The sequence below is a fragment of the Pseudoduganella sp. R-32 genome (assembly GCF_049913245.1).
GTDB lineage: Bacteria > Pseudomonadota > Gammaproteobacteria > Burkholderiales > Burkholderiaceae_D > Rugamonas.
This window is the reverse complement of record NZ_CP183987.1, coordinates 3,552,901-3,564,935: the sequence shown is the minus strand read 5'-3', so window position 1 is coordinate 3,564,935 and position 12,035 is coordinate 3,552,901. Positions and strand designations below refer to the sequence as shown.

Genomic DNA, 12,035 nt, shown 5'->3' with positions numbered 1-12,035 from the left:
ATCCGTGGTGGAGGAAAGCTCGGCTTCTGGCCGGGAACCAACTATGTGGCGGCAACTAAGGCTATGCGCCCTTTAAGATTTTCGACGTTCTTCATGGTCTGCGAAAAGCGAACTATGCTCTCATCGAGATTCCAGTCTATCTTGTTTGCAATAAATTTTTCCCATTCCGCTTGAAAGCGAGAAGCGCGTTCCGTTTCATTGAGTCTATCAAGGTAGGAAAGCGCAGCCATCGCCTGCGCCTGATCGAACCAAAGGTTAGGTTGAGTCAGGTAGTAGGACAAGTATTCCTCAAGATACCCAACCGATTCGTCAGAATTGAGGGCTGCAAGTGCAACGCAATACGCTACGCCGGCATAACACACGTCGCTTCTTAGCAAGAGGCGGCCTATCAAGGCCGTAAATTCCGCTTTCCCTGAAACCGCAACGAGGTACGCTGCAACCGATCGCGGGCGCCAGTCGAAATTAGCTAGCAATTTCGATATCAGTTCGACTGAAACGAGGGGAAAATTCTTGACCAAAAAGTCCTGAGCATCTACCTTTTGAATACCAAAATATAGTGGCCGTACCCAAATTTCCCTGAGCTCAGCTGCCAGAATCTCGCTATCCACTGGTACCTCAAGTGTGCTGAATGGACTTGAATGCACGACCGTAGCACCAGCGGTGTGAAGTTGCACCGGATTCATAGGAGCAGTTATTCCTTCAAAAATTGTGAGTCGGCTCCTGGTCGAGACCGACGTTAGGAACCTCGCACCCAGGCTGCCTTTGAGGCCGGTCATAATTTTATGCTAGAAGCGGCCTGGCCGCTCCTGGCCGACTGGGGCCGAGTCACATGCACTCGCGCATGTAACTACCGATTACCTTTCCGTTCAGCTCAGTTTCCATTTCGAAGGTCATTCCTAAGCGCTCGGCAACGCGACGCGACGATTCATTGCCAGAACTGATAAGAGCCCGCACTTTCGGTTCGCGCCGCACCTCGAAAACATATTTCAAGACCGCCGCAGCCGCCTCGTTCGCAATTCCTTTCCCCCAGAATGCTCGATAGGTATTCCATCCCATTTCCATCACAGTTGATTGTTCGCGAAAGAAAGCTCCAACACTGCCTACAAGCTGGCCAGTTTGCTTATCCTCTATAGCCCACCATCCAGCTCCGTGGACGAGCCATAATCCAGCATGTGAAGTGAAGATTCTCCAAGCCGTCTGACGGTCAGCCGAGCCCAAGTGAACGGAGCTCTCCGGATTCATCAAATGGTCTGCAAATAAGTCGAAATCGGCGCGCCGATATTCGCGAAGAGTAAGCCTTTCTGTCTGAAGGTGCGGTACGGAAGTGGTGAACGCGTGATTCATCTGGGGCATCCTTTAATGGGTCACATGATCATGGCGGCAAACTCATAAAACAAAAGCCGCCCGCAGGCGGCTTCGCTTGCTGATGCCAGTGTCAGCTTTCCGACTTTTCTTCTTCTTCGGCCGGCCAGTCGCGGATATACGCCTTCAGCATGCGGTTCTCGAAGCTTTGCGCTTCCAGCACGGCACGGGCCACGTCGTAGAACGAAATCACGCCCAGCAGGGTCTTGGCGTTCATCACCGGCAGGTAGCGCGCATGCTTTTCCAGCATGATGCGGCGCACTTCATTGACTTCGGTGTCCGGGGTCACGGTGATCGGGTGGTCGTCCATGTGCTTGCGCACGGTGCCGCCGCCGACCGAGCCCTGGTTCGCGTGCAGCGCCTTCAGCACTTCGCGGAACGTGAGCATGCCGACCAGGTCACCATATTCCATCACCACCAGCGAACCGATGTCTTTTTCGGCCATGGTGTTCGCCGCTTCGACCAGCGGCTGGTCCGGAGTGATTGTATAGAGGATGTTCCCTTTGACTTGGAGGATTTCAGATACTTTCATTTTGGGCCGTCCTGTCCGGTGGTGATTATGGTTTTATTGTAAGCCTTACCATCGAATTTAGCGTATGCCAAGTGAAAAATCCAGAGTTGGATTAATCAAAACGCAACAGTATTCACGAGCTAAATAACACGATAGCATGGCAACCATGACAACGCCAAATTATCCCGGGTTCGATACCCTTGCCCTGCATGCGGGCGCCACGCCAGATCCGGCCACCGGCAGCCGCGCGACTCCCATCCATTTCACGTCATCCTTCGCTTTCCGCGACTCTGACCATGCGGCTGCCCTGTTCAATATGGAACGGGCCGGCCACGTATATTCGCGCATCTCCAACCCTACCAATGCGGTGCTGGAGGAGCGCATGGCGGCGCTGGAGGGGGGCGTGGCAGGCATTGCCACCGCCAGCGGCCAGGCGGCCATGCACCTTGGCCTGGCCACGATTGCCGGCGCGGGGTCGCACATTGTTTCGTCGCGGGCGCTGTACGGCGGATCGCACAACCTGCTCGGTTATACGTTGAAACGCTTCGGGATCGAGACCACTTTTGTCGATCCGCGCGACCTTGACGCATGGCGCTCTGCGATCCGGCCCAACACCAAGGTGCTGTTCGGCGAAACCCTGGGCAATCCGGGCCTGGATGTACTGGATATTCCCAACGTGGCGGCAATCGCCCACGAAGCGCACCTGCCGCTGATGGTCGACTCCACCTTCACCACGCCCTACCTCCTGCGGACCTTCGAGCACGGCGCCGACCTGGTTTTCCATTCCGCCACCAAATTCCTGTGCGGGCATGGCACAGCGATCGGCGGCGTTCTGGTCGATGGCGGCACCTTCGACTGGCAGGCGGCCTACGAGGCAACCGGGCGTTTCGCCGAGCTGTGCGAACCGTATGACGGTTTCCACGGCATGGTGTTTGCCGAAGAATCGACCGTGGCTGCGTTTGCCCTGCGGGCGCGGCGCGAAGGCTTGCGCGACTTTGGAGCAGCCATGAGCCCGCACAATGCCTTTGCCATCCTTCAGGGCGTGGAAACGCTGGCGGTGCGCATGGACCGGCACGTGGCCAACACGCGGCGCGTGGCGGAATTCCTGCTTTCCAACCAGGCTATCGAGTCGGTAATCTACCCGGAACTGGACAGCCATCCCGACCGCGCGCTGGCGGTCCGGCTGCTGCCCAAGGGCGCCGGCGCCGTCCTTTCCTTCACCTTGAAGGGTGACCGCGCGGCCGGCAAGCGCTTTGTCGACAGCCTGAAGGTGTTTTCGCACCTGGCCAACGTCGGCGATGCGCGTTCGCTGGTGATCCACCCTGCTTCGACCACGCATTTCCGCGTGCCGGCCGACCAGCTGGCGGCATCGGGGATTGCTGAAGGCACCATGCGGTTGTCGGTTGGACTGGAAGACGCCGACGACCTGCTCGAGGACCTGGCGCGCGGGCTCAAAGCCTCGCAGAAAGGGGCTTGAGCATGATGTTCGGCGATTCGTATTGCTATACGGGCGGCAAGGCCTTTGATCCGGGACTGCCGACGGTGGTCATGATCCATGGTGCGCAGAACGATCATTCGGTCTGGGCGCTGCAATCGCGCTACCTGGCGCATCACGGCTTTGGCGTGTTGGCGGTCGACTTGCCAGGCCATGGCCGCAGCCGTGGCGCCGCGCTGCGCAGCGTTGAGGAAATGGCCGCCTGGCTGCTTTCCCTGCTGGACGCTGCCGGCGTCGAAAAGGCCGCGCTGGTCGGGCACAGCATGGGTTCCCTGATCGCGCTGGAGGCCGCCTATCGCGCGCCACAGCGCTTTACGCGACTGGCGCTGCTGGGGGCCACCTATCCCATGAAGGTTTCCGATGCGCTGCTGGGGGCCGCGCGCGAAGCCGAAGGCGACGCCATCGACATGGTCAACATCTGGTCGCACAGTTCGTACGCGCAGAAACCGTCCTGCCCTGGACCGGGCTTTTATGTCAGTGGAATGTCGAAGCGGCTGATGGAGCGCATTTCTGCCCAAGGCGAAGACCTGCTGTTCCACACTGATTTCACCGCTTGCAACAACTATGCGAACGGCGACTCGGCGGCAGCCAGTGTCAGCTGCCCGGTGCAGTTCATCTTTGGCAGCAAGGACATGATGACGCCCCCACGCAGCACCAAGGCCTTGCTGGCGGCACTGCCGGGTGCGAAAACCGTGACGGTCGATGCGGGCCACCAGATGATGGCCGAGCAGCCGGATGCCGTGCTCGACGCGCTGCTGGCCTTCCTGCGCTAAACCCCGTCCTCAGGCGGCGCCGAAGTGCGCCGCCAGCGTGCTGCCGAGGCCCGACTCCACCGCGGATTCGACCTGGCGCGCCAGGGCGGCGGCATCGCGGCTGGCCTGGCGGTCCGCTTCATCGTCCGAATCGGCCAGCACGCCGGCGTTGAGCGACATGCCGCCAAATACGAACAGGCGGTAGACGTCCGCCACCGTGATCTTGTGGACGTTGGCCAGCAGCACCCAATTGTCCGCGCCTTCACTGACACGCTTGCCGAACTGCACGCGCGGCGGCGGCGCCATCTTCACCTTCGCCACCCAGCCTGGCACCAGCATCTTTTGCAGCAAAGAGTCCATTTCGTCGAAGCCAAGACGGGTGCGTCCGCGCATCTCGGCCGAGCTGACGGCGGCGTTATCACCCCGCTCGCGCGCCTCGTGCAGCACTTTCAGCACCGCCATGGCATCCACGAATTCACCGCCCGGCACCGCCTCGTGCCACCAGCGCTCGTACTTCACCACCGGCAGCGCCGCGGTCAGCAAGGCGCCCAGCAGCGTGATCAGCCAGGAAACGTAGATCCACAGCAGGAACAAGGGCAGCGCCGCCAGGGCGCCATAGATCTTCGAATAGGTTGGCGCCTGCGTAATGAAGATCGCAAAGCCGCGCTTGGCCAACTCAAAGGACACCGCCGCCAGCGCGCCGCCGCAAATCGCGTCGCGCCAGTCCACCATCCGGTTCGGCACCGTGATGTAGAGGAAGGTAAAGGCCAGGGTGGTCAGCAGGACCGACAGCAGCGTATAGAAAACCGGCCCGGTCACCGTGCCAACCAGGCCGCTGGTGGCATCGAACAGGTGGGTCGAGAGGCTGATCGACACGCCGATCAGCAAGGGGCCAAGGGTGATCAGCGCCCAGTACACCAGCACGCGCCGCACCAGGCGGCGTTCGGTCTTGACGCGCCAGATGCGGTTGAAGGCGCGCTCGATCATGCTCATCATCGCGACGGATGTCAGCACCAGGGTTACCGCGCCCACCGCCGACAGCCGCGTCGCCTTGGCTGCAAACGTCGTCAGGTAGCCCAGGATGGTGCTGGAAATCGCTTTGGGCATCACGCTCTTGATGAAATACGCTTCCAGCGCAGTGCGGAAGGTATTGAACATCGGGAATGTGGTGAAGATGGCCAACGCGATCGTCAGGACCGGCACCAGCGCAAAAACGGTGGTAAATGTCAGGCCGCCAGCCACCTGCGGCAGGCTTTCCTCGCGCAGGCGGCGGCGCCCGAACTGGATCAGGTCATGCAGTTCGTTCCACGAGAGCGCACGCAGTTCAGCCACGCCTTTTGTGCAGGCGCGTGCTACGTTGGTATAGAGAGACTTAAAAACCATCAGTGAAGCTTATTAGTCATGCAACTTGTGTAAAGGGCCATATAATAGCAACGATGAACAGAACTAACCTCACAATTCTCATTTTGTATTATTCAAGGCACGGATCCGTGCGCAAACTGGCGGAAATGATTGCCCAGGGCGTTGAATCCGTACCGGGCTGCGATGCCCGCCTGCGTACCGTGCCGGCCGTTTCCACCGTGACGGAAGCGACCGAGCCGGAAGTGCCGCTGGATGGCGCGCCGTATGTGGAATTGCAGGACTTGGAGCAGTGCGACGGCTTGGCGCTGGGCTCCCCCACCCGCTTCGGCAACATGGCAGCGGCCATGAAGTATTTTTGGGACGGGACGTCGGCGCAGTGGCTGTCCGGCACCCTGTCCGGCAAGCCGGCCTGCGTCTTCACCTCGACCGGCAGCCAGCACGGCGGCCAGGAGTCGACCTTGCTGACGATGATGGTGCCGTTGCTGCACCATGGGATGATGGTCATGGGCCTGCCCTACACCCATCCCGAACTGATGACGACGACTAGCGGCGGCTCGCCATACGGCGCCAGCCACTGGTCGGGACTGGACGGCAAGAAGCCGTTCACGGAAGATGAGAAACGCCTGGCGATCGCGATGGGTCGCCGGCTGGCCGAAGCGGCCATCAAGCTGCGGGGACGAAATGAATAGCACGAAGCATAAACTTTTCCATTGGGGCGCCATCGCCAGCCTGGCTTTGCTCATCATGTGGAGCGTGGCCTGGGAGATGTGGTTGTCTCCGTTGAAACCGGGCGGCTCCTGGCTGGTACTGAAGGCGGTACCGCTGCTGTTCCCGCTGCTGGGCGTTATCAAGCGCGATATCTATACGCTGCAGTGGACCTCGATGATGATCCTGGTCTACTTCATCGAAGGCGTGGTACGCGCTTACGGCGACAAAGTCACGCCGTGGCTCGGCTGGGGCGAAGTTGCCATTGTCGTGGTGTACTTCCTGTGCGCCATCCTTTATGTGCAGCCTTATAAGAAGGCGGCCAGGCAGGCCGCCCGCGAATTGCTGGAAAAGGTCAACACCAGCAAGACCAAGTAAACATGGATAATTCCGCTTTCCTGGGCGCTTGCCGCGCCCTGCTCGGCGACGCCCACGTCATTTCCGGCGAAGCGGATATGGCGCCCTTTCTGCGCGACTGGCGCGGACGTTTCACCGGCCGCGCGCTGGCTGTGCTGCGGCCGGCCGATACCGAACAAGTCGCCGCCACGGTCAAGCTGTGCGTGGCAGCGCGCATTCCGATCGTGCCGCAAGGCGGCAACACGGGACTGGTACTGGGCAGCGTGCCTGATGCCAGCGGAAGCGCCGTGGTGCTGTCGCTCGCGCGCATGCAGAAGGTGCGCCAGGTCGACGCGGTCAACCGCACCATGACGGTCGACGCCGGCGTGATCCTGCAACGAGCGCAGGAAGCAGCGGCCGAACATGGCTGCCTGTTCCCGCTCTCGCTGGCGGCGGAAGGCAGTTGCACCATTGGCGGCAACCTGTCCACCAATGCCGGCGGCACCGGCGTGCTCCGCTACGGCAATACGCGTGAACTCTGCCTGGGGCTGGAAGTCGTCACGCCGCAGGGCGAGGTCTGGTCCGGCCTGCGCGGCCTGCGCAAGGACAATACCGGCTACGACCTGCGCGACCTGTTCATCGGCGCCGAAGGCACGCTGGGCATCATTACCGGCGCAGTGCTCAAGCTATACCCGCAACCCAAGGCTTCGGTCACGGCGCTGGCGGCGATGGAATCGCCGGCGGCCGCACTGCGGCTGCTGTCGGTCATGCAGGACCATTGCGGCGCGAGCCTGACCGGCTTTGAGCTGATGTCGGCGTTTTGCATGCGCCTGGTGGCCAAGCACTTCCCGGCACTGCCGCAGCCGCTGGCCGACGGACATGCGCAATACGCCCTACTGGAACTCTCCAGCAGCGAATCGGAGGCCCATGCGGCGGCGCTGCTCGAGCGCGCACTTGGCGCGGCGCTTGGCGAAGGCGCGGTGCAGGATGCGGTGGTTGCCAGCTCCGCAGCGCAATCGCGCGGGCTGTGGGACCTGCGCGAGCATATTCCACTGGCCCAGGCAGCCGACGGCAAGAACATCAAGCATGATATTTCGCTGCCGGTTTCCTCGATTGCCGACTTCATCGCCGGCACGGAACCGAAGTTGCAGGCCGCTTTCCCCGGTTGCCAGCTGGTGTGCTTCGGCCACCTGGGCGATGGCAACCTGCATTTCAACGTCGCGCCGCCGGCTGGTGTAGCGAACGAAGACTTCCTGCATAGCCAGGAGGCCGTCAACCGCGTCGTGCACGATGCCGTGGCAGCCTATGGCGGCTCGATTTCGGCCGAGCACGGGATTGGCGCCTTGAAGCGTGACGAACTGGCGCGCTACAAGTCGCCGGTAGAGTTGAACCTGATGCGGGCCATCAAGGCCGCATTGGATCCTTTGGGCCTGATGAATCCCGGGAAAATCCTATGAAAATCCTGCTCTTGCTGCTGTTGGCGACGGTGCTCCCCGCAGGCGCGCAAGTCCTGCATAAGTGCACCGTCGATGGAAAAGTGAGCTACTCGCAGCAACCATGCGAGAAAGGAGTCGCCAGCACGATCGCCGTGCCGTCGGCGCCGGCGCCCGATCCCGCTGCCGCAGCGGACCTGAAGCGCCAGGAACGCGAAGCCGAGAAAATGGCCAGCCAGCGCCGCAAAAAGGAGGCGCGCGAGGAGCGTGAAAGCCTGGCCGAGGCACGGGCCGTGGCCAGCCATAACAAGAAATGCAAGAAACTCCAGATGCAGCACAAATGGGCGGAGGAAGATGCGCGCGGCGCCACGCTCCAGAACACCGAACGCGCCAGGCTGAAAGCGAAACGCGCCGCAGACATGTACCACCTGGAATGCGGCGGCTGACGCGCTGGCTGGCCATTGGCGAGTGGCGCGCGCACCCGGTGCGGGCGCTGACCGCTATTGCAGCGATTGCAATCGGGGTGGCGCTGGGGTTTGCCATCCACCTCGTCAACGCAGCTGCGCTGAACGAGTTCACTACCGCTGTCCACAGTTTGTCGGGGCAGGCAGATATCCAGGTCAGCGGGACCGAAGCCACGTTCGATGAGGCGGCCTACCCGATCCTCGCGCGCCTGCCGGAAGTGGCTATGGCCTCGCCCGTGCTTGAATTCGACGCTTCCTTGCCCGGTGCCCGGCAAGCACTGAAAATTATCGGCCTTGACGTGTTCCGGGCGGGCTTTATCACGCCGGACCTGATCGGCGCACCGGAAGAAGACCTGCCCTACGACACGCTGGCTGACGACGCGATCTTCCTGTCGCCCGCGGCGATGAATTGGCTGCAATCGCGGCCCGGCGGCGAACTTCGGCTCCAGGCAGGCAGCCAGGTCGCCGTGCTGCGCGTCGCCGGTTCGCTGCAACGTGCACGCGTGGGGCAGCGTTTTGCGGTCATGGATATTGCTGCGGCGCAGTGGCATTTCCAGCGGCTGGGCAAGTTGTCGCGCGTCGATTTGAAGTTGCGCGATGGCGTCGATCGCGGCGCATTTGAACGCTCGCTGTCCGCACAGCTGGAGCGCGAGTTCCCGGGCCGCTTCCGGGTAGGGCAACCGAATGATGCGGAGCAGGAAAGCCGCAATGCGAATTTGAGCCGGGCCTATCGCGTCAACCTGAGTGTGCTGGCGCTGGTCGCCTTGTTCACCGGCGCCTTCCTCGTATTTTCGTCGCAGGCCTTGTCGGTGCTGCGGCGTCGCAGCGAGTTTGCGCTGCTGCGGGTATTGGGGCTGGAACGCCGGCAGTTGATCCGCCAGGTGCTGCTGGAAGGCGCTCTGCTGGGCAGCATCGGCTCGGTGCTCGGCGTGGCTGGCGGTTACGCGCTGGCCGCTGCCGTGCTGCGGCTGTTTGGCGGCGACCTTGGAGCAGGCTACTTTGCCGGCGTGCAGCCAAGCGTGCAGTGGGTGCCGGTTGCGGCACTGGCCTACTTCGGGCTGGGACTGGGCGTGGCCTTGCTTGGCGGCCTGGCGCCGGCTTTCGACGCGGCCCGCGCGCGGCCTGCCGTGGCGCTCAAGGCCGGCACGGACGAAACTGCGCTGCGGCCGCTGTCGCGTCCCTGGCCCGGACTGGCCTGCCTTGGCGCAGCCGGCGCCATGACCTTCGCGCCGCCGGTGCTGGAGTTGCCGGTCTTTGGCTACCTGTCGATTGCCCTGCTTCTCATTGGCGCCATTGCCCTGATGCCGCGGCTGTCCGGCATTGTTTTCGCCGCACTCTCCCGCCATGCGGCATCCAGCCGCGCGGCCCCGCGCCCGACCGCCGGCCCGGCAGCGGCAAGTCCCGTGTTCACCCTGGCGCTGGCCAGGCTTGCCAATGCATCAGGCCAGGCCGGCATAGCACTGGGTGGGGTGCTGGCGAGTTTCAGCCTGATGGTGGCAATGGCCATCATGGTAGCCAGCTTCCGTACCTCGGTCGATGAATGGGTGCTGCGCATCCTGCCGGCCGACGTGTACGCACGCAGCGCATCGGCCGGCGCCACCGGCGGCCTCTCGCCCGCCGAGCAGGCAGCGTTGCGCACCGTTCCCGGCATCGCCCGCATCGAATTCCTGCGCGTACGCTCGGTCTCCCTGGCGCCCGACCGGGCCAACGTCGCCGTGCTGGCGCGCGAAGTCGACCCGGCCGACCCTGGGCGCGCAATGGTCCTCGTCGAGGGGACGGCGCATGCGGCTACCGCGCTGCCGCCGGCCTGGGTCTCGGAAGCCATGTCCGACCTGTACGGCCTGCGCCCCGGCGCCACGCTGCGCCTGCCGCTGCAGGGCAAGCTGCGCGAGTTCCACGTCGCCGGCGTCTGGCGCGACTACGCCCGCGCCGGAGGCGCCGTCATCGTGCGCCGCTCCGATTACATTGCCATGACCGGCGACCGCGACGCCGGCGACGCCGCCATCTGGCTGGCCAAGAACGCCAGCGCAGCCCAGGTACAGCAAAGCATCCGCAAGCTGCCCTTCGGCGAACTGGTCGAAACCAGCGTTCCCTCCGAGATCCGCAACCTGACGCTGAAAATCTTCGACCGCAGCTTCGCAGTGACGTACCTGCTGGAAGCGATCGCCATCGTCATCGGCCTGTTTGGCGTCGCCGCCACATTCTCGGCCCAGACGCTGGCACGGGCCCGCGAGTTCGGCATGCTGCGCCATGTTGGCGTCACGCGCGGCCAGGTGCTGGGCATCCTCGCGCTGGAAGGTGCCGCCTTGACCACCCTCGGCATCCTGGCCGGCTTCGCCCTCGGCTGGGTCATCAGCCTGGTGCTGGTCCACGTCATCAACCCGCAATCTTTCCACTGGACGATGCAGATGCACTATCCCTGGCCGCTGCTGGCGACCGTCGCCCTGGCCCTGCTGCTGTCGTCGGCAGCAACTGCGCTCATCGCAGGCCGGCAGGCCCTGTCCGGCGGTCCAATCCGCGCCGTGAGGGAGGACTGGTGATGCGCGCCCTGCTTTGCCTCCTGCTCGCGCTGGCTGTCAACCTGCCGTTGAAGGCAGCCGACTTCACGCCGGTCACGCCTGGCGTCCAGCTCCAGTTCCCGCGCGACTTCGGCGCCCACCCCGGCTTCAAGACCGAATGGTGGTACGCCACCGGCTGGCTCGGCACCGCCGACGGCCGCCAGCTCGGCTACCAGGTCACCTTCTTCCGCAGCAGCACGGGACATGGCCGCGACAACCCGAGCCGGTTTGCACCGAAGGACATCATCGTCGCGCACGTCGCGCTGTCCGATCCGGCGCAAGGCAAGCTGCTGCACGACCAGCGCACTGCGCGCGCGGGCTTCGGCCTCGCCGGCGCCTCCACCGCGGACACCAGCGTGCACCTGGATGGCTGGCGCATGGAGCGCGCCGAAGACGGCACTTATCAGATCGACATCGAAGCCGCGGCTTTCACGCTGGCGCTGAAGCTGCAGCCCACCCAGCCAGTCCTGCTGCAAGGCGACGCCGGCTTTTCCCGCAAAGGCCCCAGGCCGGAACAGGCAAGTTATTACTATAGCAAGCCGCAACTGCGCACCAGCGGCACCCTCACCCGCCGCGGAGCCGCGCCACAGGCCGTGCAAGGCGTCACCTGGCTCGATCACGAATGGTCAAGCCAGGTGCTCGATCCCGCAGCCGCAGGTTGGGACTGGACCGGCATCAACCTCGATGATGGCGGCGCCCTGATGGCATTCCAGATCAGGGACCGCCAAGGTGGTAAACTGTGGGCCCACGCGACATGGCGCGATGCATCCGGTAAGATCACGCACTATTCGCAGGACCAGGTCAGTTTTACTCCGCAGCAGCGATGGAAATCGCCGCACACGCACGCCGAGTATCCCGTCGCCACCCTGATATCCACCGGCCCCGAACAGTGGCAGGTCAGTCCTTTGCAGCAGGACCAGGAACTGGATTCGCGCCGTTCGACCGGCGCCGTGTATTGGGAGGGCGCGGTGACCGTCACGCGCGGCGGCAAACCGGCGGGGCGCGGCTACCTGGAGTTGACGGGCTATGTCCGTCCGATGAAACTTTGAACAAGAAC

The 12,035-nt window shown here is 63.2% G+C and carries 12 protein-coding genes; 8 read left to right on the top strand and 4 right to left on the bottom strand.

Annotated elements, in window-relative coordinates; genetic code table 11:
* Positions 1 to 41: 41 nt before the first annotated feature.
* From ACN9MU_RS16400 to ACN9MU_RS16390, 3 genes are all read right to left on the bottom strand, one after another.
* The gene (locus tag ACN9MU_RS16400; protein WP_426317906.1) at positions 42 to 683 is read right to left on the bottom strand and encodes a DUF6000 family protein; all 642 of its coding nucleotides are present in this window, start codon (positions 681 to 683) and stop codon (positions 42 to 44) included.
* Positions 684 to 825: 142 nt separating this feature from the next.
* A complete protein-coding gene (locus ACN9MU_RS16395; protein WP_426161415.1) occupies positions 826 to 1,344 on the bottom strand; it encodes a GNAT family N-acetyltransferase in 519 nt (172 codons plus the stop codon).
* Between the two features lie 91 nt (positions 1,345 to 1,435).
* On the bottom strand, positions 1,436 to 1,894 hold the full coding sequence (locus tag ACN9MU_RS16390; RefSeq protein WP_426161414.1) for a CBS domain-containing protein: 459 nt from the start codon (positions 1,892 to 1,894) through the stop codon (positions 1,436 to 1,438).
* 145 nt (positions 1,895 to 2,039) lie between these two features.
* Here ACN9MU_RS16390 and ACN9MU_RS16385 point away from each other — a divergent pair, with 145 nt between their 5' ends.
* Positions 2,040 to 3,350, top strand: coding sequence for an O-acetylhomoserine aminocarboxypropyltransferase (locus ACN9MU_RS16385; RefSeq protein WP_426343069.1), 1,311 nt, complete (start codon positions 2,040 to 2,042; stop codon positions 3,348 to 3,350).
* A gap of 2 nt (positions 3,351 to 3,352) precedes the next feature.
* Positions 3,353 to 4,141: an alpha/beta fold hydrolase gene (locus tag ACN9MU_RS16380; protein ID WP_426317904.1), complete on the top strand. Its 789-nt coding sequence runs from the start codon at positions 3,353 to 3,355 to the stop codon at positions 4,139 to 4,141.
* Between the two features lie 9 nt (positions 4,142 to 4,150).
* On the opposite strand, the gene ACN9MU_RS16375 is transcribed toward ACN9MU_RS16380, so the two are convergent.
* Complete coding sequence (locus ACN9MU_RS16375) at positions 4,151 to 5,503, bottom strand: YihY family inner membrane protein (RefSeq protein WP_426317903.1); 1,353 nt, start codon at positions 5,501 to 5,503, stop codon at positions 4,151 to 4,153.
* Between the two features lie 53 nt (positions 5,504 to 5,556).
* On the opposite strand from ACN9MU_RS16375, the gene wrbA reads away from it, so the two are divergent.
* Genes wrbA through ACN9MU_RS16345 form a run of 6 tightly spaced genes read left to right on the top strand, consistent with a single transcriptional unit; the run spans position 5,557 to position 12,027 of the window.
* The gene (wrbA, locus tag ACN9MU_RS16370) at positions 5,557 to 6,171 is read left to right on the top strand and encodes an NAD(P)H:quinone oxidoreductase (RefSeq protein ID WP_426161411.1); all 615 of its coding nucleotides are present in this window, start codon (positions 5,557 to 5,559) and stop codon (positions 6,169 to 6,171) included.
* Entirely contained in the window at positions 6,164 to 6,565 is a 402-nt protein-coding gene (locus tag ACN9MU_RS16365; protein WP_426317902.1) for a DUF2069 domain-containing protein, read from the top strand. Before wrbA ends, ACN9MU_RS16365 begins: the two co-directional genes overlap by 8 nt.
* 2 nt (positions 6,566 to 6,567) lie before the next feature.
* Entirely contained in the window at positions 6,568 to 7,980 is a 1,413-nt protein-coding gene (locus ACN9MU_RS16360; RefSeq protein ID WP_426317901.1) for an FAD-binding oxidoreductase, read from the top strand.
* On the top strand, positions 7,977 to 8,402 hold the full coding sequence (locus tag ACN9MU_RS16355) for a DUF4124 domain-containing protein (RefSeq protein WP_426343068.1): 426 nt from the start codon (positions 7,977 to 7,979) through the stop codon (positions 8,400 to 8,402). Before ACN9MU_RS16360 ends, ACN9MU_RS16355 begins: the two co-directional genes overlap by 4 nt.
* Positions 8,390 to 10,960 carry an FtsX-like permease family protein gene (locus ACN9MU_RS16350; RefSeq protein ID WP_426317899.1) on the top strand — a complete coding sequence of 857 codons (2,571 nt, stop codon included), beginning with the start codon at positions 8,390 to 8,392 and terminating at the stop codon, positions 10,958 to 10,960. The genes ACN9MU_RS16355 and ACN9MU_RS16350 overlap by 13 nt, the downstream gene beginning before the upstream one ends.
* Entirely contained in the window at positions 10,960 to 12,027 is a 1,068-nt protein-coding gene (locus ACN9MU_RS16345; protein WP_426317898.1) for a lipocalin-like domain-containing protein, read from the top strand. The genes ACN9MU_RS16350 and ACN9MU_RS16345 overlap by 1 nt, the downstream gene beginning before the upstream one ends.
* Positions 12,028 to 12,035 lie beyond the last annotated feature (8 nt).